This window comes from Novosphingobium sp. BL-S-19 (genome assembly GCF_055521675.1).
In genome coordinates, this window is record NZ_CM145498.1 from 2,733,630 (window position 1) to 2,756,703 (window position 23,074).

Consider the following 23,074-nt stretch of genomic DNA (forward strand, 5'->3'; position numbering starts at 1 on the left):
GCATCCCCCTTATTCCGCGCCTTCAATGCTGCCGAACGCTTCCCGCTACGACCGTGACCCGCTCGGCTGGTGCCTTGCCGTTACCGCACTTTTCTTCGCACTGGCGCTGTGGCGGCTGGCGACACCCAGCGTCTATTATTTCGACGAGGTTCACTACGTTCCCGCCGCGCTGAAGATGCTCCAGCTGATTCCCACGAATCGAGAGCATCCGCTGTTCGGCAAGGAAGTGATCGCCACCTTCATCCACTTCCTGGGCGACAAGCCGATGGGCTGGCGACTGGGGCCACTGCTGTTCGGCACGGCGGGCCTGTTCGCCTTCGGGCGGCTGGTCTGGCACGCTTCCCACCGCCGCCGGGCGACGATCACCGCGATCGTGCTGCTGGCGACCAACTTCATGTGGTTCATCCAGAGCCGCATCGCCATGCTGGACATGGTGGAGGCGGCCATGTGCATGGTCGGCCTGTGGCAGTTCGCCGCCGCGCTGAACGCCAAGACCACCGGCGCGGCGCGCGTGCGCCTGGCTCTGGCCGGCGTCGCCATGGGCCTTTCGCTCGGTGCCAAGTGGAGCAGTGCGCCGGCGCTGATCATGCCGGGCCTGTGCTTCTTCGTGCTGCGCGTGCGGGAGACGGGCTGGAAGTTCATTGGCAAGCGCCGTGCGGGACCGATCCCCGGCATCTCGCTGGTAGAGGCGGTTTTCTGGCTCGGCCTGCTGCCCCTCGCCGTCTACTGGGCCACTTACGCACCGGCGATGTTCTACGCACGCCTCACGCTTTCTCCCTACGACTTCATCGGCCAGCACGAGCTGATGGTGCGCCTGCAGGATAGCGTGAAGAAGCCGCACCCCTATCGCAGCTTCTGGTATCAGTGGGCGGTCGACTGGCGGGTGATCTGGTACCTGTTCAAGAACGTCGACGGCGCGCATCGCGGCATCGTGATGCTGGGCAATCCGTTCTCGATGCTGGCGGGCCTGCTGGCGTTCTTCTGGGGCCTGTGGGCGGCACTGTTCCGCCGCCGGGGCGACATCGCAGCCTTCTGCGTGCTCTATGCCGCCACGCTGATGATCTGGGCGGTGAACGGCAAGCCCGTGCAGTTCTACTACCACTACCTGCTGCCGGGCGCCTTCCTGATGGCGCTGCTGGCCTTCGCGCTGGACGCGCTGTGGCAGCGCAAGGACCGCTGGCGCAAGCTGGCGACGCTTTCGATGGCGGTGACGCTCGGCATGTTCGTGCTGTTCTTCCCGATCATCTCGGGCCTGCCGCTGCCGAGCGACGAGACCTACAACTTCTGGATGTGGCTGCCGAGCTGGCGCTGACCGAACCGTTCTCGCAGTAGCTTTCCAATAGCACTTCGTCGCCCCCGCGAAGGCGGGGGGCCCGCTTGTTCTTCGCTACGCCGCAGGCAGGAAGCGGGATCCCCGCCTTCGCGGGGATGACGAATGAGTGTTGGTTCCAGACCGCAACCCACTCACGCCATCACGCGATGCTTCTCATCCCCATGGGCCAGCATCGCCTTCCAATTCGGCAAGGTCACTGCCGCAAGGTATTCCGCCTGCATCTCGGGCGTGAGCACTTCCACCACCCGATTGCCTTCCATCCATAGCTCGATCACGCCGAAGGCACCGCCGCGCTTGCAGTACTTGGCAGGCAATCTCGGGCGTGAGCACTTCCACCACCCGATTGCCTTCCATCCATAGCTCGATCACGCCGAAGGCACCGCCGCGCTTGCAGTACTTGGCAGGCCAACCTTCGCGCGCGGCGATCAGGAAGATCTGCGCGGGGCCAAGCTGCGTCGCCATCGCGAAGTGCGTGGAGGTCAAGCCGCCCTCCCCCGGCACGCCAAGGAAATCGGCCTTGCCCGGCGCTTCCACCAGCTGCGTGCCGCGCGGATAGACCTCCACCATCGTGTTGCGATCGTCACCCGCATGGGCGAGCCAGCTGCCCTCGGCCACCGGCGGAAACGGCGTCGCTTCGCCGCCCATGAGTTCGGCCAGCACTTCGGCGACGCGCTGCGGATCGCGTGCATCGATGGAAACGTGAAAGATCATCGCCTTCTCCCCGGCCCCATGAGGGCCAATTCGCGAGAAAGGAGAAACAGGATTACGGCGATCTATTCAAAACAACTTCGGCAAACGTTCAAGTAACGCCGACAGACGACACCCGCGTTACTTCCGGCGCGCGTTCAACCGCAGGACGATCGCGGCGCTGACCGCACCGAGCCCCGCCATCGCCATATCCTTCTGGGGATCCCACGGATCGCCCTGCTGGCCATTGTAGGCCAGCGCATCGGGCCCGGCCATGAACACCGTCAGCAGCCATTCGAAGATTTCGTAAAGCGCGCTGCCCGCCAGCACGAACTCGACGGCGATGTAGGTCGCAAGCGCCGGAGACAGCCCCTTGTGACGCGCCAGCCAGGCCGAGATCGGATGCACCCAGAGCGCGCCGAACGCGAAGTGGACCAATCGGTCCCACGAATTGCGCTCCAGCCCCAGCGTGGCGGCGGGCGAAGGCAGGCCGAGCGTACGCGCCCAGTCCTCATAGGGAACGTAGGAATAGATGTAGCGCCCGCCGATCGTGTGCAGGATCAGGAACAGGCAAAGGCAGGCAATCGCGCTTGTCGGCATCGGCCAACGCCGCAGCGACCAGCCTATCGCGGCAAGAACCGCCAGCGTCGGCAGGTTCTGCAAGGGCGCAAGCCGCGGAAACGGCGTATCGACAAGACTGAAAACGGCCGCTGCCGCCGTAAGCAGCAGCAGCCCGATCTGTACGCGCGGCACGCCGTGCCGCGCGGTGGTTCCGGAGGTCAGTACTTGCCCCAGACGAACTTGTTCGACAGCGCGAAGTTCCAAACCGAAGCCAGCACGATGCCGATGATCGCCGCCGCATAGTCATGGAAACCGATGCGGACTAGCGCCGTCGATGCACCGATATTGGCGATCATGCCGAAGGCGCAAGTCAGCGCAAACTGCGCCCAGCCACGCACCAGCGGGCCGAAGCCGCGCAGTCGCTTGTCGGCGTAGGTCAGTTCGTTGTTCAGCACGAAGTTGAACGTCATCGCGACGATGGCCGCGATCGTCTGGCCGGTGATGAAGGCCGCTTCCTTGGGATAGTGGCTCATCGCGAATTCCGCGCCGAACAGGTGCAGAACCAGCGCCAGCACCGTCATGTGCAGCACTGCGCCCAGGCCGCCGACCGTGCCGAACAGGGCGAAGCGGGTGGGAATGAAGCGGCCGAGCCACTTGTCGTAAAGACCGATGAGGAATTCGAACACGACCGTCCTGTCCAGCTTGCTCTCGCCTTCCGCGCGCGCGGCGAAGTTCAGGGGAAACTCCTTGACCCGCAGCGGTGTGTCCACCGTTGCCAGGATGTCGAGCAGGATCTTGAAACCCACGCCCGAGAGCCGATGCGCGTCGGCCCGCAGAGTCTTGGTCTGCAGCATGAAGAAGCCGCTCATCGGGTCGGAAAGATCGACGCCGGTGACCTTGTTGGCAATCTTGTTGGCAAGGCCCGAAGCCTTCACGCGGTCGGGCCGGCCCCATGCCTCGGTGCTGGCGCCTTCGGCGAAGCGCGAGGCATAGGCCAGGTCGTACTCGTCCGAGGTGATCGCCTTCAGCATCTGCGGCAGCAATTCGGGATCGTGCTGATGATCCGCGTCCATCACCGCCACGACGGGCGCGGCGGTGGAGCACATGCCCTCGATCGCGGCACTGGCAAGGCCCCGGCGGCCGATGCGCTGGATGCAGCGCACGCGCGGGTCGCGAAGAGACAGGTTGCGTGCCTCGTCCGAAGTGCCGTCCGGGCTGTTGTCGTCAACGAAGACCGCTTCCCACACGACGCCCTTCAGCGCCTTGTCGAGGCGATCGATCATCGTCGCAAGGTTCTTGCGCTCGTTGTAGGTCGGCAGAACGACCGCCAGCTCAAGCGGCTTCGCGGCCTGAGCTGCGGCAACGTCTACGGCCTCTGCAAGATCGGAAGAGGTAATGTTCATGCGCCCTGTTTTACGTGGTAAATCTGAAGAAACCTTAGTCGCGGTCAAAGACGCGCTACGACTGCATCCCCGATCTCACGGGTGCCTGCCGAGCCGCCAAGATCGCCGCCCTTGATCCCGTCGGCCAGCGTCTTCGCCACCGCAGCCTCGATCCGCACTGCCTCGGCCTCAAGGCCCAGCGAGTGGCGCAGCAGCATGGCTGCCGAAAGGATCGTCGCCATCGGATTGGCAAGCCCCTTGCCGGCGATATCGGGCGCCGAACCGTGGATGGGCTCATAAAGGCCGTAGGAGCCTTCGGCAAGGCTGGCCGAAGCGAGCAGACCGATCGAGCCCACGCACATCGAGGCCTGATCGGAAAGAATGTCGCCGAACAGGTTGCCGGTGACGATCACGTCGAACTGGCCGGGGTTCTTCACCAGCTGCATCGCGGCATTGTCCACGTACATGTGGCTGAGTTCGACCTCGGGGTATTCCTTGGCAACCTCGATCACCACATCGCGCCACAGCTGCGAGGTTTCGAGAACGTTGGCCTTGTCCACCGAGCAGAGCTTCTTGGAACGGGTCATCGCCGCCTGAAAACCGGCATGGGCGATGCGGCGCACTTCGTCTTCGGCATAAGACATCATATCCCAGCCCTGACGGCGGCCGTCTTCCAGCGTGCGGATGCCCTTCTCGCCGAAGTACACATCGCCGTTCAGCTCGCGCACGATCAGCAGGTCGATCTTCGCCGCCACTTCCTCGCGCAGCGTGGTCAGGTCTTCCAGACCGGGGAACACGCGCGCCGGGCGCAGGTTTGCGAAAAGGCCCAGTTCCTTGCGCAGGCCAAGGATGGCCTGTTCGGGACGCAGGTGACGCTCAAGATGGTCGCACGAGAAATCGCCCACCGCGCCGAACAGGATCGCATCGGCAGAGCGCGCGATCTCCAGCGTTTCGGCGGGCAGCGGATGGCCATGCTTGCGATAGGCAACGCCGCCGACATCGCCCTCGACCAGTTCGAGGCCGGGAAGTTCAAGCGCCTTGAGAACACGCACTGCCTGCTCGGTGACCTCGGGACCGATCCCGTCTCCTGCAAATACTGCAATGCGCATGTACGTTCTCCGTTGGGCGTTTAGCCGTGAATCCGCCTGAGCCGCTCGCGCAGCAGGACGCGCGCCCCCATAGCGTCTCCGCGCCGTTCGGCAAGCGGATAGCGCGCAAGCTCGGGGCCGAGCCGGTCGAAAGTATCAAGGATCGCCCCCCAGTCGTCATCCGCCGGACGGTCCACCGGAACCCCGTATCCCAGTTCGCGGAGGAGCAGGACTTCGAAGGAAAGCAAGGGCATGACCCAGCCCCGCGCGGAGGGCGCGACGCAGATCGCATCGAGCACGGCGGCGAGTGCCTGATAGAGCGCGGGGAAAGCCTGTCGCTCGGGCAGCGCGGCGGCCGCCAGCGCCGTAACCCACGAAATCGCCGCGGCGGGCAATGGCTCGCTGAGCCAGGGCCCGCGAGATTCGATCAGTTCGATGCGCGCGAAAGGAAGCTGCTCGTCGGTTTTCGAGCGCAAGTCCGCTTCGACAAGGTTGCCGGGGATCAGCACCGGGCGAAGCTGCCGCCCGCGCCCTCCGGCGACATAGGCGGCAACGATCCCCGCCTCTTCGGTCAGTAACCGGGCGATGACGGCGGTTTCGCCGTGGGGCCGGGTGGCACAGACGATGGCAGGGGCGCGCAACTGCATGGCTGCGGCTACTGGGGCTTCAGGAAACGCGGAGCGAGATGGAGCGAGGCAGGCTCACGAAAGACTGCCCCGGCAGGCGATCACTCGCCCGACTTGCCTTCAAGCTTGGCGATGCGGGCCTTCAGGTCCTCGATCTCGCCACGCGCGGTGGCGGCCATTTCCTTCACGGCCTCAAACTCCTCGCGGCTGACGAAGTCCATGTCGCCCATGAATTCACGGAAGCGCTCACGCGCATTGTCGCGCGCCTCGCGGCCGACACCGGCCAGCGTGCCGGCAGCGCTGTTCATCATCTTGACGAAATCGGCGACGAAGGGGTTTTCGCTTTGCATGGGGGCTATTTGGTCGTTCACGGCCCCGCACGCAAGAGGGACCGTGTTTAGATGTTGAAACGCTCTACCGCGCGTGGGCCTTCCACGCCGTCCATGTCCGGATTGAGCTGGAGGAACGCGAAGTTCAGGTAACTCGCGAAGCAGATCCACGCGAGATACGGCACCAGCAGCAGCGCGGCGACGGGCCGAACGCGGGCGAACAGCAGGATCGTGACGATCACCGCCGCCACCAGCAGCCCCAGCACCACCAACCCGCCGGTCATCTTGTGCAGCGCGAAAAACACCGGGCTCCACGCCAGGTTGAGCACGAACTGCACGACGAAGGCGATCACTGCCACGCCCCGGCCGCGAGCGCCCCGCGCCGCGCAGATCATCGCCAGCGCCAGCCCCATGATGACGTAGAGCAATGTCCAGACGATCGCGAAAGTGATCGGTGGCGGATAGATGCCGGGCTTGGCAAGCGCGTCGAACCACGCGTTGCCCGGCCCGCTTCCGGCAATCTTGCCCGAAAGAAAGCCCAACAGCACGATCAACGGCACGAGCACCAGTGCCCAGCGCAAAAGGCTGGCACGCAACTGGGCCGGTGAGGCAATCGGGTTCATTCCCTGGCAACCCCCGAATCAGGAAAAACCATCAAGTCTGGCGGTTTGTGGTACGACAAATGCCAACACGCAATGCATGCGCAGCGCAAAAGTCGCCCGGCCCGCCCGGAAACCGTCATCCCCGTGATGCGGAGATGAGGAATTCCACGTTTCCTTCCGGCCCCTTGATCGGGCTTTCGACGATCCCCTGGATCGCCCAGCCCTCTCCCTCCAGCCAGTCGCGCACTTCGCCGCAGACGCGTTCGTGCAGCACCGGATCGCGCACGACGCCGCCCTTGCCCACTTCGTTGCGCCCCACTTCGAACTGCGGCTTGATCAGCGCCACTACCCTGCATTGCGGCGCGGCAAGGCGCAGCGGCACTTCCAGAACCTTGGATAGCGCAATGAAGCTGGCATCGCAGACCACCCATGTGCACGGCCGATCAATCTCGTTCGGCGTCAGGATGCGCGCGCTGGTCTGCTCCAGCACGGTGACGCGCGGGTCCTGCCGCAGCTTCCACGCCAGCTGGTTGGTGCCCGAATCGACGGCGAAGACATGCTCAGCCCCGTTCGTCAGCAGCACATCGGTGAAACCGCCGGTCGAACTGCCGATATCCATCGCGGTGACGCCGGTGGGGTCCAGCTGGAAATGCTCGATCGCATGCGCCAGCTTGATCCCGCCGCGCGAAACCCAGGGATGATCGCGCCCGCGCACTTCCAGCGGGGCATCGGCCTTGATGCTCTGGCCGGGCTTGGCGATCTTCGTCTCGCCCGAAAACACCAGCCCGGCCAGCACCAGCGCCTGCGCCCGCGTGCGGCTTTCGACTAGGCCGCGATCGACCAGCATCTGATCCACGCGCACCTTGGAAGGGCTTTTCTTTTCGATATGTCGGGGCTCGGACGGGTCGGTCATGGCTTTGCGTACTTGAGAAGGAGCGCGCCTCATTCCATACCGGGGCCATGAAGGCAAATCCGCGCCGGCTCGCAGCCGTCCCGTCGTTCCCCCGCAAACTTGTCGCAAGCGCCCCGCTGACCGTGCTGGCGCTGCTCGCCGCCTGCGTGCCTGCGCCCAAGGCGCCGCCGCCCGTCCCGCGCCCGGCGCCGACTCAGCCGCCGCCCCCTCCACCTCCGCCGCCCGCCAGCTGGCAGGATGCGCCGCAGACGCCCGGCGACTGGCGCATGACCGCCCCGGGCGCCGCCAGCTTTGCGGACGGTCTGGTCACGCTTACCTGCAATCGGCCGGCTGCCACCGTCACCCTGACCCGCGCCGGTACCGCAAGCACCCCCACGCTGGTCGTGCGCACTTCAGAAACCGCGCGCACGCTGGCGGCCACGGCAGGCACGACCGGGCTGTCCGTCGCCCTGCCCGCGCGCGACGCACTGCTCGATTCGATAGCGTTCAGCAAAGGCCGTTTCGCCATCGAAGCGCCGGGCGCAGCCACGCTTTACGTGCCCAGTTGGACCGAAGTCTCTCGCGTGGTCGAGGACTGCCGATAAGACCCTCGCCAAAGTGCACTTGTGAACGGGAATCGCCGCACGCCCGAAAAGGCGTTTCGGCACCCGTTCGGCGGTCGATTTCTGCAGCAAAAAAGGCGCTTTCAGGCCGCACTCGGCTGCCCCGGCAATCGAGCTTCAATGCGGCTCAAAGGCTGGGGATAACTGGCCCGAAGCATCAATAATGACCGCAAAAAAAACGAATACAAGACTTGTTGTGCGCTGCGGAATCGGAGACACATTTGAACAGGGCAGAGGGACCCTGGGAAACGCGCCCGGAAGCACCCCGAAGCCCAGCCGCTTTAACCAGCGGCGCCCTATGGCTCAAACAGCGCGAAAGGAGGTGATCCGATGTCTCATGGTTCAGCAGAGAGGTCGGCTTTTTCCGTCGCGAGGCATTATCGCTGAATTGAATTCGCGATAAAGGCTTTCGCTGGCGGCACTCCCGGCCGCTGACCATGCGAAGGGCCGCACCGGGCAACCGGGGCGGCCCTTCTCATTTTGGGCTTTCCTCTAGTCTTCCAGCAGCGCGCCTCCACAGGCACCGGCCCGCCATTGCGCAAGCGCGAAGGCGAATTTCGCACTGGCCCTTACCGTAAAGCGGGGGCAAGAGCATGCTGCCGCAGCCTAGGCCAAAGTTGCCGGTTCATCCGGCTTTGTCGCCGTGCTAAAGCTATAAGACAGAGTATCAAAATTACTTTTTGATTGCGCCGCGCGTAATTTTCGTTCAGAGGCGCCAGCAATCTCAGTTTAGAGGATTTCGTTCGATGGCGACGCTCGCCGATGCCGGCCTGACTTTCAGCACTCTGCCCCACCCCGCGCCGACCAGCGCCGAAACGCGCGAGACCATTCTCGCCAACCCCGGCTTCGGCACCAATTTCTCCGACCACATGGTCGTGGTCGAATGGACCGAAGGGAAGGGTTGGCACGATGCCGTGGTAGGCCCGCGTCAGCCGATCGCGCTCGATCCGGCAGCCGCCGTGCTGCACTATGCGCAGGAAATCTTCGAAGGCCTGAAGGCCTACAAGCAGGCCGACGGCTCGATCGCGCTGTTCCGCCCCGAAGCCAATGCCGCGCGCTTCAACAAGTCGGCAGAGCGTCTCGCCATGCCCGAACTGCCCGAAGCGCTGTTCATCGAGGCGATCGAGCGCCTGGTGCAGGCCGACCGTGACTGGATCCCGGCCGCCGAGGGCGCCTCGCTCTACCTGCGCCCGTTCATGATCGCCACCGAGGCGTTTCTGGGCGTGCGTCCGGCCAAGCAGTACAAGTTCATCGTCATCGCCAGCCCGGCGGGCAACTACTTCAAGTCGGGCGCACCGGCCGTCTCGATCTGGGTTTCGGACTATACCCGTGCCGCCCCCGGCGGCACCGGTGCGGCCAAGTGCGGCGGCAACTATGCTGCCAGCCTGGTGCCACAGGCCGAAGCGATCTCACGCGGGCACGATCAGGTCGTCTTCCTCGACGCTGCAGAGCACAAGTGGATCGAGGAACTGGGCGGCATGAACCTCTACTTCGTGTTCGAGGACGGCACCCTGCTGACCCCTGCCCTCACCGGCACGATCCTGCCCGGCATCACCCGCGACAGCCTGCTGCAGCTGGCGCGTGAGGAAGGCCTGAAGGTGGTGGAAGGCAAGTACAGCCTGGACCAGTGGCGCGCCGATGCCACATCGGGCAAGCTGATCGAGACGTTCGCCTGCGGCACTGCCGCCGTCGTCACCCCGGTCGGCAAGGTTTCGGGCCGCGATGGTGAATTCACCATCGGTTCGGGCGGCCCCGGCCAGCTCACCGCCAAGCTGAAGAACCGTCTGGTTTCGATCCAGCGCGGCGAAGCGGCGGACACGCACAACTGGATCCACAAGATCGCCTGAGGCCCTCAGGCCACGACAAACGAAAAGGCCCAGCGTGCAACCTGCACTCTGGGCCTTTTCGTTGCCGATTCTTCGATCCGGCGGCGCCTTAACTTTCGGCCAACCCGCACTGTCGCAACATCGCCATATGCGTGTGGGTTAGCCGGTCCACCGTCTCGTCGATGGAGAGTTCGGGCCGCACGCTGTTGCGATAGACGCGCGGCGCCACCATCGACCACGTCAACATGAACGTCGCAAAGACCTCCGGCTCCATTCCCGCAGCGCGCGGCTCGTCCGAGAAGCGAATGCCCAGATCCTCGGTCAACCGGGCGAAGGTGACGTAACGGTCGTGGATTCGGCCCGGCGCCAGGAACTCTTCGGTCCACAAGGCGACCACTTCGGGGTTTTCCAGCACATAGCGGATCACCATGCGCGTGCGGTTTTCCGGTGGATCGGTAGGCGTCAGCACGGCGCTGAGCTGCCTTTTCGACCATTCGCGGATGGCATCGATCAAGGCATCGCGATCGGTGAAGTGGTAATAGACCGTCGTGCGGTTGACCCCCGCCTCGCGCGCGACTTCCGAAAGCGAAAGCGCCTCCATCCCCTTCATCGAAACCAGTTTGACGGCGGTCTCGATCAGCACCAGGTGGGTTTCTTCAAACCCCTTGTTACGGCGACGCGACTGACGGCTGGTTTCCCCCGCATCTTCGGCGGGTTGTTTTTCAATCGATTGAATCATGCATGCCCTGCTTGGCCACCCCCGCCACTGCAGTCAATGATTTAAGAGGGGTTAGGTTCCTCATACTTTCGGCCCATAAGATTGATTTATTTCCTTTATTTAATACGCACCAGGTGTCTTTCCGAAGCGTACCAAAGGGTTGTCGGCAGGCACCGGCGCACCTACCTCTCCGCCAACGACACTGACGGAGTGCCCGCATGCTCAAGAGTACCTACAACCCGCCGAAAGTCTGGACCTGGGACAAGGACAACGGGGGTGAATGGGCCAAGACCAACCGCCCGGTTTCCGGCGCGACCCATCAGCAGGAATTGCCGCGCGGCACCCACCCCTTCCAGCTTTACTCGCTGGGTACGCCGAACGGCCAGAAGGTCACCATCATGCTGGAAGAACTTCTGGCGGCCGGAGTGGCGGGCGCAGAGTACGACGCATGGTTGATCGACATCGGCAACGGCGACCAGTTCGGATCGGATTTCGTATCGATCAATCCCAACTCGAAGATCCCCGCTCTGCTGGACCTTTCCGGCGATGAGCCAGTGCGCGTGTTCGAGTCGGGCTCGATCCTGTTCCATCTGGCCGAGAAGTTCGGAATGTTCCTGCCCACCACGCAGCCGGGCCGGGCGGAGTGCATGTCCTGGCTGATGTGGCAGATGGGGACGGCGCCGATGATCGGCGGCGGGTTCGGCCACTTCTACGCCTATGCGCCGGAGAAGTTCGAATACCCGATCAACCGCTATGCGATGGAAACCAAGCGCATTCTGGACGTTGCCGACAAGCGGCTGGCCCAGACCCGCTATCTGGCGGGTGACGAATACACCATCGCGGACATCGCCGCCTACGGCTGGTTCGGCGCCTTCCTGCGCGGCGATGCCTATGGCGACGCAGCGACTTTCCTGGATGTGCCCAGCTATACCAACCTCGTCCGCTGGGGTGAGGAACTGGCCGCGCGCAAGGGCATTCAGCGCGGCCGTATCGTCAATCGCAATGGCGACGGCTTCGTGCGCGAGCGCCACTCGGCGGCCGATATCGACGCGGTGCTGGCGGGATAAACGCAGGGAAGATGCGGCGGCAGCCCGGCCGCCGCATCCGACCGCGGGACGTAGTGGAACCATTCTCCATACGTTCCCCCGCGTCGCCGGCCTCTATGCCGAACGTCGATCCCTAGCCGCTGGAAACGGGAACGCTTCCCACGGCGGCATCGACCATGACCTGCCATGCATCGTGCGCGTCACTGGTTCCGGCGGAATGCCCCTCCTCCAGCAGCAGCTTGTGCCCGGCGGCGCACATGCCCGGAGTCGGAACGCGAAGAGCCTTGATCACGGCGATTACGGTGCTCTTCAATTCCTCCTGCGTCCTTGCGTCCAGATGATCCCAATCGTCGCTTCCGTTTCTGGACTTCGCCAGTACCCGTGCGGCCCGTTCGATCAGCGGCATCATGCTCTCCTTCGCAGGTTGTCGGGGCAGGCTATCACCTTGTCGGGCGTCGCGCACCCGAAACGGCACTAGATCGCAGGGCCCAGCGACTGCAGGCGCCATGCGCGGTTGAACGACAGTAGCGTATGGGAAAGCGGGGCAAGATCGATGGCAAGCGCGGCCGAAAACGGCATGCCGAGCGCATGGGCCAGCGCAGCCCGCACCATCATGGGATGGGTGACGGCACAGACCGGCGCGTCCTGTCTGGCAACCTCGTCCATCCATTCTCCTATCCGCCGGGACGCCGCCGCCATCGATTCTCCGCCCGGTGCGCCGCGGGACGGATCGGCAAGCCATGCCCCCAGTTCGGCGGGCGCGATTTCGGCAAAAGGCAGACCCATCCATGCCCCATGATCGATATCTGCCAGCGCCGGATCCGGCGTCGAGGCCAGACCCATTGCCGCGGCAGTCTCCGCAGCGGCCAGTGCCGGGCTGCGATGCACACGGGCATGGAAACGGGAAGCGGGCACCGCCACCGCCGCGTCACGCCGACCGGCATCGTCCAACGGCTCTGCCGGATCGGGGAAACCGCCCAAGCGACTGGACGACGTAGAGGCGATACAGAGGAGCAGAAGCGTAGTTGCCAAGGGAGGAAGCCCTGAAGTCGTTGACGGAAAGAGGCGCAGCGCCCAAAGGGACTTGTGTTCAGGAACGAAGAAGCCGGTGCAATCCCGGCGCGGTCGCGCCACTGTAATCGTGCGGTAACCACCCCGTCGAGAGCCAGACCTTCTTTCCCGGCAACAGGTTTTCCAAGGGACGCGCAATCCCGAAAAGGAGCATGACAATGGCAGCCAGTGCCGCAGTTTTCGACGATACCTTCATCCCCGTGCAAGGCGGCAACGCCATTCCGCTTGAGGATATCGCCCCCTGGGCCGTGCTGGGCACGCTGCTGGCGCTGATCTTCCTCTATTTCGTCAGCACCGAACAGGGTGCCTTCGCGCTGTTTCAGGGCATGTACGTGCACGAATTCGTGCATGATGGACGCCACCTCCTCGGCTTCCCCTGCCACTAAGGCGCCCGACATGACCAGGGACCTGCTCTGGCGCGGAATGCTTGCCGGCATTCTGGGCGCGCTTTTGGCCACGCTTTTCGCACGTGGCTTTGCCGAGCCGCAGATCGACCTCGCCATCGGCTATGAGGAAAGCCATGCGATGCATCACCCCGGTATGCCGGAGGAAGAGGAACTCGTCAGCCGCGCCACCCAGAAAGGCGCGGGCCTTCTCACCGCGCTGGCACTCTACGGCGCGGCGGTAGGCGGCGTATTCTCGCTGGTTTTCGCCTATGGCTATGGCCGTATGGCCCACTTGGGCCCGCGCAGTTTTGCGCTGGTGCTGGCGGCGCTGACTTTCCTGCTGGTCGTGATCGTGCCGGCATTGAAATATCCGCAAACCCCGCCTGCGGTGGGCAAACATGAGACGGTGGCGCTGCGCACGGCCGCCTATTTCGGCATGATCGCCCTTTCGCTGGGCGCCGCCGTGGTCGCAGCGCGCGTACGCAGGGCGATGGCGCGCCCGGGTCGCGGCTTCGATGCCACCCTTCTTGCTGTCATGGTCTATCTGGGTGCAGTTGCCCTCGGGCAGTTCCTGCTGCCGACCATCAACGAAGTGCCCGCCGATTTTCCCGCCGTCCTTCTCTGGAAGTTCCGCGTGGCATCGATGGGAACGCAGCTGGTGCTCTGGGTCACCATCGGCCTGGCCTTCGGGCTTTGGGCGGAGCGTGTGCTGAAGCGACAGAGCCGAATCTGAACAAGCCCGCCCGCTTACCGGGCGCCTTGCTGCCCGCCATTCCCTGATCCCAACGAAATCACCCCGCCCGCGCGTGCGCAAGCGGGGTGATTTCGTCTGTCCAACAGGCCCCACTCGGCGTTTGTGTGACGCCACCGCCAGGATTCGCGTTGACATTGGATCCAAATTCACAATTATTGGATCCAATAATTGATGGCAGGAGTGGATCCATGGACAGCGCAACCCCGGCTTCGGCCGCCCCGATCTGGCCCAAAAATGCCTGGTACGTCGCCTGCACGCCGGACGAGATCGCGGATGGACCGCTGGGCCGAACCATCTGCGGCGAACGCATGGTGTTCTTTCGTGGCCCGGACGGACTACCGGCGGCGCTGGAAGACTTCTGCCCTCATCGTGGCGCCCCGCTGTCGCTGGGCTTCGTGCGCGAAGGCCGGCTGGTCTGCGGCTATCACGGGCTGGTGATGGATTGTCTGGGCAAGGCGGCGGAAATGCCCGGGCAGAAAGTCGGCGGCTTTCCCGCCGGACGCCGCTTCGCAACAATAGAGCGCCACGGCTTCATCTGGGTGTGGCCCGGCGATCCGGATGAGGCCGATCCGGCCGCGCTTCACCCGCTGGAATGGGCGGATAGCGCGGAATGGGCCTATGGCGGCGGCTATTACCACATTGCCTGCGACTATCGCCTGATGATCGACAATCTGATGGATCTGACGCACGAAACCTACGTCCATTCCAGCAGCATCGGCCAGAAGGAAATCGACGAGGCGCCCGTCCGCACCCATGCGGATGCGAATGAGGTCGTCACCAGCCGCTTTATGGATGCGATCAAGGCCCCGCCGTTCTGGCGCATGGCCCTGCGCGGCGCCGGGCTTGACGAAGATGCCACGGTAGACCGCTGGCAGCTCTGCCGCTTCACGCTGCCCAGCCACGTGATGATCGAGGTGGGCGTCGCGCTGGAGGGACAGGGCGGGTACGACGCGCCGGAAGCCGCCAAGGCATCCAGCATCGTCGTCGATTTCATCACACCGGAAACCGAAACCAGCCACCACTACTTCTGGGGCATGGCGCGCCGCTTCGCCGTGGACGATGGGGAGCTGACGGACACGATCCGCGAAGGCCAGCGCAAGATTTTCGGAGAAGATCTGGAGATGCTGGAACGGCAGCAAGCGAACCTGCTGCGCTGGCCCGAACGGCGGCTGCTGAAGCTGAACATCGATGCCGGCGGCGCGCGATCGCGCCTGATGATCGATCGTGCCATTGCTGCCGAGTGCGCGGAGCAGGTTTGACAGGCCGCACCCGCGCGCCGAAAGCAAGCCATGGACGTTGAAGGGGATCCCCAACCGCAGGGCGGACGCCGGCTGAAGCCGGGCCAGCACGTGATCATCTCGCTGCGGCGGATGATCGCGGAAGGTGCATTCCGCCCCGGCGAGCGGATTGCGGAGATCGCCACGGCCGATGCGCTGGGCGTTTCGCGCATGCCCGTGCGCACCGCCCTGCGTGCATTGGAAGCAGAGGGCCTGGTCGAAAAGCTGGGCGCGCGGGGCTATACCGCGCGGGCAATCACCTCTGCAGACATCAACGGCGCCATCGAAGTGCGCGGCGTTCTGGAAGGCCTGGCCGCACGGCGGCTAGCCCTGCGCGGAATGACCGCGGCGGAGGAAATGCGGTTCGCCGATTGCCTTGCCGAAGGGGAAGCCATCTTCGCGAAAGGCACGCTGGCGCAGGGCGACGTGGACCGGTTCCACGACTACAATCTGGCGTTTCACACCCTTCTCGTGGATGCCAGCGGCAACCCCTCGATCGGGCAGGCACTGGCGCGCAACGACCACTTGCCCTTCGCCTCCGCCGTTGCGCTGACGCTGGAGAACGAACCCGCGGACGAGTTCGCCCACCTTTGCGCCGCGCATCGCGAACATGTGGCCGTGATCGCGGCGATCCGGCGCATGGACGCGGACACGGCCGAGCGCGCGATGCGCGATCATGCGCGCGCCGCTCTGGGCAGCGAACGTCTGTTCCGGCGGTTCCACGGCGAAAGCACCGCCGACGCCTGAGCGTGCTGGTTCGATTGCCTTAATTCGGGCATTCTCCACCGATGGTCGCGCCGATTCCCAAGCCTGCGGACGCCCTTCGCAACCTGCTGGTGCGGCAAGTCCGCGCGGTCTTCAACGACCGCTCGAAGGGCGAGGCGCCGGTCCTCCCTTCCGCCGACGCCCTGTTCCCGCCGGACAGCCCCATCCGCATGGTCCACGCCGATGTGGTGGCAATGATGGTGGGAGGGATGCGCGCGCTCCTGCTGCAGATGCTGCATCCCGTGGCGCTTCAGGGCGTGCTGGACCATTCGGATTTCCGGCACGACGTCGAAGGCCGCCTGCGCCGCACCGCAAGGTTCATTGCCACCACCACTTACGCCCACCGGGACGAGGCGCTGAAAGCCATCGCCACCGTCAACGCCATTCATACCCGAATCAGCGGAACGATGCCCGACGGCCGGCCCTATTCCGCAACCGATCCGCGCGTTCTGGCCTGGGTCCACGTTGCCGAGGCGACCAGCTTTCTGGAAGCCTATCTGGCCTATGCCGATCCCGACATGCCGGCGGCCGATCAGGATCGCTATTTCGAGCAGAGCGCCACGGTCGCCGAATTGCTGGGCTGTGCGCCGGTGCCGCGCAGCCGGGCCGAGGCGGCGGCGCTCATCGCCGACATGCGCGAGGAACTGGCCGGAAGCCCCGCCGCGCGCGAAGTCGCCGCGTTCCTGCTGGAAGGAGAGCCGGGCCGACGCCCCGGCACAGTGTTGCAGACCCTGGGCACCGCAGCCGTCGATCTGCTGCCGCCTTTTGCGCGGACGATGCTGGGCATCGGCCGCCCAGGCCTTGTCGCCCTGCCCGTGCGCGCCGGTACCCGCGCCATGGCCGCCACGATACGCTGGGCCTTTGCCGGGAAGCGCTGACGCGCGATGATCAGCCCGGCAGGCTGGACGTCTGCCGCAAAGCCTCACCCAGCGCGAGTGCCGCCGAAGTGGCAAGGTTCATCGAACGCACTTGCGGCCGCATCGGAATCCGCACCCGCTCCGCACAGGCGTCGGACACGAAAGCCGGCACGCCCATGCTTTCCTTGCCGAACAGCAGGACGTCATCGGCCCTGTACTGGAAATCGTAGGCCGACCGGTCGGTCTTGGTGGTGAACAGCACCAGCCTTTGCGTTCCGATGGAGGCCTTGAACGCGTCGAAATCGGGGTGACGCACGATCGTGACGTGGTCGATATAGTCCATCGCGGTCCGACGCACTCTTCGGTCATCCCATTCGAACCCCATCGGCTCGATCAGGTCTACGGTGGCGCCCATGCAGGCGGCGAGGCGAAGGACGGCGCCGACGTTTCCAGCGATTTCCGGTTCGAAGAGAGCGATACGCATTCGCGCCAATTGGCGGCCCCAGACGAACCACGCAAGCCTGCCATGCCGCTTCGCCGCTTGCGCAGGGATCGCGGTTGCCGATCGCCGCAACGGAACAATCGTTACATTATCCTCGCCAATTCACCCGAAATCGCGTTCCGGAACGGTAGTGAAATGAGCACGATCAATGCTTTTTATCCATCATATCGGCGATCATTGCGGCGGCCCATTTGACGCCAGGTTTGTCACAAGAGATACATACATCCGTTCTAGACGCGCCACCACCCACCACTCAGCTTGAGGTTTCGATTGATGCGCAAGGCCGCCCCCGCTCTTATCGCCCTGACCATTGCCTTGGCTGCCACACCCGCCATCGCGGCGGAGCCTGCCACGCTGGTTCGGCTCGATGACCAGACCGTGGAACTTTCGCGGACGGATACCGGCCCGGCCGCCGTGTGGATCAGCGCCGATACCGTGCTGGACAAGGGCGACCAGCGCTTCGCCACCGCCAGTACGGACGCCAGGCTCAAGCTGCCGATCCCGGTCAGCGAACGCCGCTACGTCATCCTTCAGGGCAAGAAAGGGAAAACCACCGTCGTCGCCGAGCGCGTGCTGCCACTGCAGCAGGGCAGCAACTTCCGCGACATCGGCGGCTATGCCACCAGGGACGGCCATACCGTGAAGTGGGACAAGGCCTTCCGCTCCGGCGCGATGCCGCTGTTGACCGAGGCCGACTATGCCCTGCTGGGCCAGCTCCATCTCGGCGCAGTGGTCGATCTGCGCTCCATCGAGGAACGCGAAGTCGCGCCCGACCAGCTGGACGACCGCACCGGCGCGCTTTTTCTAGCCAACGACTATTCGCTGAAACCCCTGTTCGCCAAGATGGCCAAGAGCGGCGGCGAGAACATGTACCAGGGCATGGAAGTGATGCTGGTTCCGCAGTTCCGCGCACTGTTCAACCGCCTTCTCGCGAACGAGGGCGCGGTGGTCTACCACTGTTCGGCCGGGCAGGATCGCACCGGCATCGCCACGGCCCTGATCTACGACGTGCTGGGCGTCGACCGCGAGACCATCATCAAGGACTATCACCGGTCCACCGAACTGCGCCGCCCGCAGTGGGAAATGCCCAAGGTCGACCCGGCCGACTTTCCGAACAACCCGATCCTGAAATACTACGCCGCCCGCGCCGACGGCCAGCCGCCCAAGGCCGAGCCGCTCTACACGCCCAGCGGTGCATCGAACCTCGCGCAGTTCTTCACTTATCTCGATCAGCAGTACGGCGGATCGGAAGGCTACCTGAAGCAGAAGGTGGGCCTGACCGACGCGGACTTCGCCAAGCTGCGCAAGATCATGCTGGACTGATCGCCCCGCCCGCATAGGCATCGCAAAGACCGGCGGGCGGGCGCTTCCCTGCCCGCCGGTGCGCCGTGCCCTTCCATATCAACGCAAGTTCTCGACCAGAAAGTCCACGAACACGCGCACGCGGCGCGGCACGTTCGCACCACCCACGAACACCGCGTGGATCGGCTCGACATCGCCCGGGTTGTACTCCTCCAGCAATGGAACGAGCCCGCCGGCGGCCAGTTCGGATGCCACGCTGAACGCGCCGACGCGGGTGACGCCCACACCATTGGCGGCAAGCTGGCCCAGCGTTTCGCCGTTGTTCGCCTCGATATTGCCCTTCACGCAAAGCGCGAAGTCCTGACCGTCGCGGCGGAACGGCCATGTCGGTTCGGCGCGGCGGAAATTGAAGTTCAGGCAATTGTGCCCGTGCAGGTCCTCCGGCGCGCGCGGCGTGCCGTGGCGGGCGAGATAATCGGGCGAGGCGACGATCACCCTGCCCGTCTCCCCGATCTTCCGCGCGGTCAGCGCGCTATCCGCCAAAGGCCCGAAGCGGACCGCGACATCGGCCTGCCCGCCCGCCACGTCCACCAGCGCATCGGTCAGCGCGATGTCGACAAGGATATGCGGATAGCGCCGGGCGAACGCGCCCAGCAGCGGGACGACGCAGAGCCGGCCGTGTGAGAGTGCCGCACTCACCCGCAACCGGCCGCGCGGTGCGCCCTGATCCGCGATCTCCTGTTCCGCGTCGTCCAGATCGGAGAGAATGCGCCGCGCCGCCTGCAGGTAGGCCTGCCCTTCCGCCGTCAGCGTCAGCGTGCGGGTGGAGCGCAGCAGCAGCCGGACGCCCAGCCGCGCCTCGATCCGGTCGATCGTGCGGCTGACGCCCGAAGGAGTCAGGTCCAACAGCCGCCCGGCCGCCGAAAAGCTGCCGGTATCGGCAACCGTCGCGAATATCTCCAGCGCCCGTGCCCGGTCTGCCCCCAGCGCCACTTTTGCATCCATGTCAAAAATCCTTCGCCACCAAGGGCGCTTCCGCCGCCGACATCCGTAATCCATTTATGCGCCTGAATATGAATTCGCGAATGAAAATTGGCGAACGCAAATCTGAAGGATCGTGCAATGGAATATCGGCAGCTTGGCGCATCCGGCCTGCGGGTACCCGCCCTGAGTTTCGGCACCGGCACTTTCGGCGGCAGAGGCCCGCTGTTCAGCGCCTGGGGCCAGAGCGACGCGCGCGACGCGCGGCGGCTGATCGACATCTGCCTTGAGGCCGGCGTCACCCTGTTCGACACGGCGGACGTCTATTCGAACGGCGCTTCGGAAGAAATCCTGGGCGATGCGATCAAGGGCCGGCGCGACGCGGTGCTGATCTCAACCAAGACCGGGCTGCCTATGGGCGATGGTCCGGCCGACTGGGGCACGTCCCGCGCGCGGCTGGTCCGCGCCGTGGAGGACGCCCTGCGCCGCCTGGCCACCGATCATATCGACCTGCTGCAGCTCCACGCCTTCGATGCCTCCACGCCGGTGGACGAACTGATGGAGGCGCTGGCTGGCCTGATCGACGCGGGCAAGCTGCGCTATGCCGGCGTGTCCAACTATCCCGGCTGGCAGCTGATGAAGGCACAGGCCCATGCCAGCCAGCACGGACTGCCGCGCTTCGTGGCGCATCAGGTCTACTATTCGCTGATCGGCCGCGCCTATGAGCAGGATCTGATGCCGCTGGGCGCGGACCAGGGCATCGGCGCGCTGGTCTGGAGCCCGCTCGGCTGGGGCCGCCTTACCGGCAAGATCGGCCGCGACCGGCCCATCCCGGACGGCAGCCGTCTGCACGAAACCGAACAGTTCGCGCCCCCGGTCGAACAGGATCTTCTCTACCGCGTGATCGACGCGATCGAGGCGATTGCCGCCGAAACGGGCAAGACCGTGCCGCAGATCGCGATCAACTGGCTGTTGCAGCGCCCCACCGTCTCCTCCGTCATCATCGGTGCACGTAACGAGGAGCAGCTGCGCCAGAATCTGGGCGCGGTCGGCTGGTCCCTCTCCGCGCAGCAGATCGCCGCGCTGGATACGGCAAGCGATGTGCTGCCGCCCTACCCCCACACCCCCTACCGCCAGCAGGAGGGCTTTGCCCGCCTGAATCCCCCGCTGGTTTGAACGGACATCTTGCCATGAAGCTCAACCCCGGCCTGCTGGCCCTCGCGCTTGGCGCCTTCGGCATCGGCGTGACCGAATTCGCCCCGATGGGCCTGCTGCCCGTCATCGCCGAAGGCACCGGCGTCTCCATCCCCGTCGCCGGGCTGCTGATCAGCGCCTATGCGCTGGGCGTGATGATCGGCGCCCCGCTGATGACGCTGACCACCGGCCGCGTGCCGCGCCGCACCTTGCTGGTGGCGCTGACCGGCATCTTCACGCTGGGCAACCTGATGGCGGCGATCTCCACCAGCTATTCGATGCTGCTGGTGGCGCGCATCGTCACCTCACTCAACCATGGTGCTTTCTTCGGCGTCGGCTCGGTCGTCGCCGCCAGTCTGGTGCCGCCGCAGAAGCGCGCAGGCGCCGTCGCTGCGATGTTCATGGGGCTCACCATCGCCAATGTCGTCGGCGTGCCGCTGGCAACCTGGGCGGGCGAGCACATGGGCTGGCGCGCGGCCTTCTGGGGAACCGCCGGGCTGGGCATCGTCACCATGGCGGCGCTGTGGCTAACGCTTCCGAAGCTTCCCGCACCCACCGGCGGCGATGCGATTGCCGAACTGCGCGTGCTGACGCGCGGCCGCGTGCTGGGCGCGCTGGGCCTGACCGTTATCGGGTCGAGCGCGATGTTCACGGTGTTCACCTATATCACGCCCATCCTGCGCGAAGTGACCCATGCCTCGCTGGGATACGTTACCGCGATGCTGGTGACTTACGGCCTGGGCCTCACCGTGGGCAATTGGCTGGGCGGGCGCTTTGCGGATCGGTCGGTAGACCGCACGCTGATCGCCGCATTGGGGTCGCTCGCCGTGATCCTTGTCGCCTTCGCGCTGCTGATGCCGCTGGCCGCGCCGGCCGCGATCCTGATCTTCCTGTGGGGCGTGGCGAGTTTCGCGCTGGTGCCGCCGCTGCAGGTTCGGGTGATGACCGCCGCCGCCGATGCCCCCAACCTCGCTTCGTCCGTGAACATCGGCGCCTTCAATCTGGGCAACGCCATCGGCGCGGCGCTGGGAGGCGGGGTGATCGCAGCCGGCCTTGGCTATCCGACGGTGGCGCTGGCCGGCGCGGCAACCTCCACGATCGGGCTGGTCATCGTCCTCCTCGTCGCGCGCGGCGGCGCGGCGGCGCGCGTCGCCCCGGCCTAAGGTCCTCTACATCCGTTGATGTTTCTTGCCCCGCTTTCGGATTGCAGCCGGAAGCGGGGCAAGGCAGCATGGCGGGCGGAGCAGAGGAGACCGGAATGGCCCGCGTAAGAGTTGCAGGATTTTCGATATCGCTGGACGGATTCGGCGCTGGCCCGGAACAAAGCCTGCAGGATCCGCTGGGCAAGCGCGGGACCGAGCTTCACCAATGGATCTACGTAACCAGAACCTTCAAGACCATGATCGGTGAAAGCGGCGGGTCCGACGGGGTGGACGAAAGCTTTGCCCACCGATCGATGGAAGGCTTCGGCGCCTTCATCCTGGGCCGCAACATGTTCGGCCCGTCACGCGGCGAATGGCCTGACGATGGCTGGAAAGGCTGGTGGGGTGACAATCCCCCCTATCACGCGCCAACCTTCATCCTGACCCACCACCCCCGTGACCCGATCGTGATGGAAGGCGGCACCACGTTCCACTTCGTCACCGATGGGATCCATGCCGCGCTGGAGCGTGCCCGCGAAGCCGCCGGCCCGCTGGACGTAAAGATCGGCGGCGGCGTCTCGACCGTTCGCCAGTATCTGCAGGCCGGCCTGATCGACGACCTGCACCTTGCGCTCTCGCCCGTCCTGCTGGGAGCGGGCGAGGCGCTGTTCGAAGGGCTGGACCTTCCCGCGCTAGGCTACCGCGTGACGCAATCCACCGCCACCGACCTCGCGACCCATATCGTGCTCGGCCGCGTGGACGGGGCGTAACGACGTCAGCCCTCTGCGGCGACGACTTCCATGCGCAGCGGAGCGCCGCCGGCAGCAATCGCCAGCAACAGGTCTACGTTCGGATGCGCGCCGGGGCGGTTGCGCGCATCCTCGGTGTGTTCGCAGAATATCTCCAGACCGTGTTCGGCAGCCTTCGCGTCCAGCAATCCGAAGCACTGCTTCAGGTATTGGTAGACCGCCAGCGATCCCTGCTTGCCCGGCTTGTTTTCGATACCGGCCACCACCGTGCCCGCTTCATCTACAAGGTCGAGGCGCTGCACGCCGTCGATCGACGGCAGCTTCTGAAGAGTGTCCTTGAAGGTCGCGCCCGGTTGGATCGTTGCCAGCATTTTTCGAATA

Annotated in this window: 27 protein-coding genes; 13 read left to right on the forward strand and 14 right to left on the reverse strand. The window is 65.0% G+C overall.

The genetic code is table 11. The features are described 5' to 3' along the window. The first annotated feature begins 25 nt into the window (after window positions 1–25). Window positions 26–1,312 carry a phospholipid carrier-dependent glycosyltransferase gene (locus ACZ1JV_RS21055; RefSeq protein ID WP_465150375.1) on the forward strand — a complete coding sequence of 429 codons (1,287 nt, stop codon included), beginning with the start codon at window positions 26–28 and terminating at the stop codon, window positions 1,310–1,312. Between the two features lie 174 nt (window positions 1,313–1,486). Here the strand turns inward: ACZ1JV_RS21055 and ACZ1JV_RS21060 are convergent, their stop codons facing one another. The 8 genes from ACZ1JV_RS21060 to ACZ1JV_RS21095 all read right to left on the reverse strand — a co-directional run bounded on the left by ACZ1JV_RS21060 (window position 1,487) and on the right by ACZ1JV_RS21095 (window position 7,521). Continuing rightward, window positions 1,487–2,044: a hypothetical protein gene (locus tag ACZ1JV_RS21060; RefSeq protein ID WP_465150376.1), complete on the reverse strand. Its 558-nt coding sequence runs from the start codon at window positions 2,042–2,044 to the stop codon at window positions 1,487–1,489. Between the two features lie 117 nt (window positions 2,045–2,161). Then, window positions 2,162–2,845, reverse strand: a complete 684-nt coding sequence (locus tag ACZ1JV_RS21065; RefSeq protein ID WP_465150377.1) for a DUF2238 domain-containing protein — start codon at window positions 2,843–2,845, stop codon at window positions 2,162–2,164. Beyond that, on the reverse strand, window positions 2,800–3,984 hold the full coding sequence (locus tag ACZ1JV_RS21070; RefSeq protein WP_465150378.1) for a glycosyltransferase: 1,185 nt from the start codon (window positions 3,982–3,984) through the stop codon (window positions 2,800–2,802). Before ACZ1JV_RS21070 ends, ACZ1JV_RS21065 begins: the two co-directional genes overlap by 46 nt. A gap of 44 nt (window positions 3,985–4,028) precedes the next feature. Continuing rightward, on the reverse strand, window positions 4,029–5,072 hold the full coding sequence (gene leuB / locus ACZ1JV_RS21075; protein WP_465150379.1) for a 3-isopropylmalate dehydrogenase: 1,044 nt from the start codon (window positions 5,070–5,072) through the stop codon (window positions 4,029–4,031). 20 nt (window positions 5,073–5,092) lie between these two features. Next, window positions 5,093–5,698: a DNA repair protein RecO gene (gene recO, locus ACZ1JV_RS21080; protein ID WP_465150380.1), complete on the reverse strand. Its 606-nt coding sequence runs from the start codon at window positions 5,696–5,698 to the stop codon at window positions 5,093–5,095. 80 nt (window positions 5,699–5,778) lie between these two features. Further along, entirely contained in the window at window positions 5,779–6,027 is a 249-nt protein-coding gene (locus tag ACZ1JV_RS21085) for an accessory factor UbiK family protein (RefSeq protein ID WP_395332228.1), read from the reverse strand. A 47-nt stretch (window positions 6,028–6,074) separates the two neighbouring features. Further along, window positions 6,075–6,629: a TspO/MBR family protein gene (locus tag ACZ1JV_RS21090; protein ID WP_465150381.1), complete on the reverse strand. Its 555-nt coding sequence runs from the start codon at window positions 6,627–6,629 to the stop codon at window positions 6,075–6,077. 115 nt (window positions 6,630–6,744) lie between these two features. Next, window positions 6,745–7,521 carry a TlyA family RNA methyltransferase gene (locus ACZ1JV_RS21095; protein WP_465150382.1) on the reverse strand — a complete coding sequence of 259 codons (777 nt, stop codon included), beginning with the start codon at window positions 7,519–7,521 and terminating at the stop codon, window positions 6,745–6,747. A gap of 47 nt (window positions 7,522–7,568) precedes the next feature. On the opposite strand from ACZ1JV_RS21095, the gene ACZ1JV_RS21100 reads away from it, so the two are divergent. Both ACZ1JV_RS21100 and ACZ1JV_RS21105 read left to right on the forward strand, forming a co-directional pair. After that, entirely contained in the window at window positions 7,569–8,105 is a 537-nt protein-coding gene (locus tag ACZ1JV_RS21100; protein WP_465150383.1) for a hypothetical protein, read from the forward strand. A gap of 764 nt (window positions 8,106–8,869) precedes the next feature. Beyond that, on the forward strand, window positions 8,870–9,970 hold the full coding sequence (locus tag ACZ1JV_RS21105) for a branched-chain amino acid aminotransferase (protein ID WP_465135682.1): 1,101 nt from the start codon (window positions 8,870–8,872) through the stop codon (window positions 9,968–9,970). Window positions 9,971–10,058: 88 nt separating this feature from the next. Here ACZ1JV_RS21105 and ACZ1JV_RS21110 read toward each other — a convergent pair whose 3' ends face one another. Next, window positions 10,059–10,688, reverse strand: coding sequence for a TetR/AcrR family transcriptional regulator (locus tag ACZ1JV_RS21110; protein ID WP_465150384.1), 630 nt, complete (start codon window positions 10,686–10,688; stop codon window positions 10,059–10,061). Between the two features lie 197 nt (window positions 10,689–10,885). Between ACZ1JV_RS21110 and yghU the strand changes: the two genes are divergently transcribed. Beyond that, window positions 10,886–11,734, forward strand: coding sequence for a glutathione-dependent disulfide-bond oxidoreductase (gene yghU / locus ACZ1JV_RS21115; protein ID WP_465150385.1), 849 nt, complete (start codon window positions 10,886–10,888; stop codon window positions 11,732–11,734). Window positions 11,735–11,846: 112 nt separating this feature from the next. On the opposite strand, the gene ACZ1JV_RS21120 is transcribed toward yghU, so the two are convergent. Both ACZ1JV_RS21120 and ACZ1JV_RS21125 read right to left on the reverse strand, forming a co-directional pair. Further along, window positions 11,847–12,122, reverse strand: coding sequence for a hypothetical protein (locus tag ACZ1JV_RS21120; protein WP_465150386.1), 276 nt, complete (start codon window positions 12,120–12,122; stop codon window positions 11,847–11,849). Between the two features lie 65 nt (window positions 12,123–12,187). Further along, window positions 12,188–12,745 (reverse strand): histidine phosphatase family protein, encoded by a 558-nt coding sequence (locus tag ACZ1JV_RS21125; RefSeq protein ID WP_465135686.1) that lies wholly within the window; start codon window positions 12,743–12,745, stop codon window positions 12,188–12,190. Between the two features lie 197 nt (window positions 12,746–12,942). Between ACZ1JV_RS21125 and ACZ1JV_RS21130 the strand changes: the two genes are divergently transcribed. From ACZ1JV_RS21130 to ACZ1JV_RS21150, 5 genes are all read left to right on the forward strand, one after another. Then, window positions 12,943–13,170, forward strand: coding sequence for a CbtB domain-containing protein (locus ACZ1JV_RS21130; RefSeq protein ID WP_465135687.1), 228 nt, complete (start codon window positions 12,943–12,945; stop codon window positions 13,168–13,170). A 10-nt stretch (window positions 13,171–13,180) separates the two neighbouring features. Continuing rightward, window positions 13,181–13,903 (forward strand): CbtA family protein, encoded by a 723-nt coding sequence (locus tag ACZ1JV_RS21135; RefSeq protein WP_465150387.1) that lies wholly within the window; start codon window positions 13,181–13,183, stop codon window positions 13,901–13,903. A 209-nt stretch (window positions 13,904–14,112) separates the two neighbouring features. Next, window positions 14,113–15,183 (forward strand): Rieske 2Fe-2S domain-containing protein, encoded by a 1,071-nt coding sequence (locus tag ACZ1JV_RS21140; protein WP_465150388.1) that lies wholly within the window; start codon window positions 14,113–14,115, stop codon window positions 15,181–15,183. 30 nt (window positions 15,184–15,213) lie between these two features. Beyond that, on the forward strand, window positions 15,214–15,948 hold the full coding sequence (locus tag ACZ1JV_RS21145; protein ID WP_465150389.1) for a GntR family transcriptional regulator: 735 nt from the start codon (window positions 15,214–15,216) through the stop codon (window positions 15,946–15,948). Window positions 15,949–15,989: 41 nt separating this feature from the next. Continuing rightward, window positions 15,990–16,844, forward strand: a complete 855-nt coding sequence (locus tag ACZ1JV_RS21150) for an oxygenase MpaB family protein (protein WP_465150390.1) — start codon at window positions 15,990–15,992, stop codon at window positions 16,842–16,844. A 10-nt stretch (window positions 16,845–16,854) separates the two neighbouring features. On the opposite strand, the gene ACZ1JV_RS21155 is transcribed toward ACZ1JV_RS21150, so the two are convergent. Continuing rightward, complete coding sequence (locus tag ACZ1JV_RS21155) at window positions 16,855–17,307, reverse strand: tRNA (cytidine(34)-2'-O)-methyltransferase (RefSeq protein ID WP_465150391.1); 453 nt, start codon at window positions 17,305–17,307, stop codon at window positions 16,855–16,857. Window positions 17,308–17,598: 291 nt separating this feature from the next. On the opposite strand from ACZ1JV_RS21155, the gene ACZ1JV_RS21160 reads away from it, so the two are divergent. Next, window positions 17,599–18,648, forward strand: a complete 1,050-nt coding sequence (locus tag ACZ1JV_RS21160; RefSeq protein ID WP_465150392.1) for a tyrosine-protein phosphatase — start codon at window positions 17,599–17,601, stop codon at window positions 18,646–18,648. Window positions 18,649–18,726: 78 nt separating this feature from the next. Here the strand turns inward: ACZ1JV_RS21160 and ACZ1JV_RS21165 are convergent, their stop codons facing one another. Further along, window positions 18,727–19,632 (reverse strand): LysR substrate-binding domain-containing protein, encoded by a 906-nt coding sequence (locus tag ACZ1JV_RS21165; protein ID WP_465150393.1) that lies wholly within the window; start codon window positions 19,630–19,632, stop codon window positions 18,727–18,729. A gap of 117 nt (window positions 19,633–19,749) precedes the next feature. On the opposite strand from ACZ1JV_RS21165, the gene ACZ1JV_RS21170 reads away from it, so the two are divergent. The 3 genes from ACZ1JV_RS21170 to ACZ1JV_RS21180 all read left to right on the forward strand — a co-directional run bounded on the left by ACZ1JV_RS21170 (window position 19,750) and on the right by ACZ1JV_RS21180 (window position 22,714). Further along, window positions 19,750–20,784, forward strand: coding sequence for an aldo/keto reductase (locus ACZ1JV_RS21170; protein WP_465150394.1), 1,035 nt, complete (start codon window positions 19,750–19,752; stop codon window positions 20,782–20,784). A gap of 14 nt (window positions 20,785–20,798) precedes the next feature. Continuing rightward, window positions 20,799–21,965, forward strand: a complete 1,167-nt coding sequence (locus ACZ1JV_RS21175) for an MFS transporter (protein WP_465150395.1) — start codon at window positions 20,799–20,801, stop codon at window positions 21,963–21,965. A 95-nt stretch (window positions 21,966–22,060) separates the two neighbouring features. Next, window positions 22,061–22,714: a dihydrofolate reductase family protein gene (locus ACZ1JV_RS21180; RefSeq protein ID WP_465150396.1), complete on the forward strand. Its 654-nt coding sequence runs from the start codon at window positions 22,061–22,063 to the stop codon at window positions 22,712–22,714. A 5-nt stretch (window positions 22,715–22,719) separates the two neighbouring features. Here the strand turns inward: ACZ1JV_RS21180 and ACZ1JV_RS21185 are convergent, their stop codons facing one another. Further along, window positions 22,720–23,064, reverse strand: coding sequence for a DUF2322 family protein (locus tag ACZ1JV_RS21185; protein ID WP_465150397.1), 345 nt, complete (start codon window positions 23,062–23,064; stop codon window positions 22,720–22,722). Window positions 23,065–23,074 lie beyond the last annotated feature (10 nt).

Coding starts and splice junctions, on each gene's coding strand:
- ACZ1JV_RS21055 (WP_465150375.1), top strand. CDS start 26: ATGCTGCCGAACGCTTCCCGCTACGACCGTGACCCGCTCGGCTGGTGC.
- ACZ1JV_RS21060 (WP_465150376.1), bottom strand. CDS start 2,044: ATGATCTTTCACGTTTCCATCGATGCACGCGATCCGCAGCGCGTCGCC.
- ACZ1JV_RS21070 (WP_465150378.1), bottom strand. CDS start 3,984: ATGAACATTACCTCTTCCGATCTTGCAGAGGCCGTAGACGTTGCCGCA.
- leuB (WP_465150379.1), bottom strand. CDS start 5,072: ATGCGCATTGCAGTATTTGCAGGAGACGGGATCGGTCCCGAGGTCACC.
- recO (WP_465150380.1), bottom strand. CDS start 5,698: ATGCAGTTGCGCGCCCCTGCCATCGTCTGTGCCACCCGGCCCCACGGC.
- ACZ1JV_RS21085 (WP_395332228.1), bottom strand. CDS start 6,027: ATGCAAAGCGAAAACCCCTTCGTCGCCGATTTCGTCAAGATGATGAAC.
- ACZ1JV_RS21090 (WP_465150381.1), bottom strand. CDS start 6,629: ATGAACCCGATTGCCTCACCGGCCCAGTTGCGTGCCAGCCTTTTGCGC.
- ACZ1JV_RS21095 (WP_465150382.1), bottom strand. CDS start 7,521: ATGACCGACCCGTCCGAGCCCCGACATATCGAAAAGAAAAGCCCTTCC.
- ACZ1JV_RS21100 (WP_465150383.1), top strand. CDS start 7,569: ATGAAGGCAAATCCGCGCCGGCTCGCAGCCGTCCCGTCGTTCCCCCGC.
- ACZ1JV_RS21105 (WP_465135682.1), top strand. CDS start 8,870: ATGGCGACGCTCGCCGATGCCGGCCTGACTTTCAGCACTCTGCCCCAC.
- ACZ1JV_RS21110 (WP_465150384.1), bottom strand. CDS start 10,688: ATGATTCAATCGATTGAAAAACAACCCGCCGAAGATGCGGGGGAAACC.
- yghU (WP_465150385.1), top strand. CDS start 10,886: ATGCTCAAGAGTACCTACAACCCGCCGAAAGTCTGGACCTGGGACAAG.
- ACZ1JV_RS21120 (WP_465150386.1), bottom strand. CDS start 12,122: ATGATGCCGCTGATCGAACGGGCCGCACGGGTACTGGCGAAGTCCAGA.
- ACZ1JV_RS21130 (WP_465135687.1), top strand. CDS start 12,943: ATGGCAGCCAGTGCCGCAGTTTTCGACGATACCTTCATCCCCGTGCAA.
- ACZ1JV_RS21135 (WP_465150387.1), top strand. CDS start 13,181: ATGACCAGGGACCTGCTCTGGCGCGGAATGCTTGCCGGCATTCTGGGC.
- ACZ1JV_RS21140 (WP_465150388.1), top strand. CDS start 14,113: ATGGACAGCGCAACCCCGGCTTCGGCCGCCCCGATCTGGCCCAAAAAT.
- ACZ1JV_RS21145 (WP_465150389.1), top strand. CDS start 15,214: ATGGACGTTGAAGGGGATCCCCAACCGCAGGGCGGACGCCGGCTGAAG.
- ACZ1JV_RS21150 (WP_465150390.1), top strand. CDS start 15,990: ATGGTCGCGCCGATTCCCAAGCCTGCGGACGCCCTTCGCAACCTGCTG.
- ACZ1JV_RS21155 (WP_465150391.1), bottom strand. CDS start 17,307: ATGCGTATCGCTCTCTTCGAACCGGAAATCGCTGGAAACGTCGGCGCC.
- ACZ1JV_RS21160 (WP_465150392.1), top strand. CDS start 17,599: ATGCGCAAGGCCGCCCCCGCTCTTATCGCCCTGACCATTGCCTTGGCT.
- ACZ1JV_RS21165 (WP_465150393.1), bottom strand. CDS start 19,632: ATGGATGCAAAAGTGGCGCTGGGGGCAGACCGGGCACGGGCGCTGGAG.
- ACZ1JV_RS21170 (WP_465150394.1), top strand. CDS start 19,750: ATGGAATATCGGCAGCTTGGCGCATCCGGCCTGCGGGTACCCGCCCTG.
- ACZ1JV_RS21175 (WP_465150395.1), top strand. CDS start 20,799: ATGAAGCTCAACCCCGGCCTGCTGGCCCTCGCGCTTGGCGCCTTCGGC.
- ACZ1JV_RS21180 (WP_465150396.1), top strand. CDS start 22,061: ATGGCCCGCGTAAGAGTTGCAGGATTTTCGATATCGCTGGACGGATTC.
- ACZ1JV_RS21185 (WP_465150397.1), bottom strand. CDS start 23,064: ATGCTGGCAACGATCCAACCGGGCGCGACCTTCAAGGACACTCTTCAG.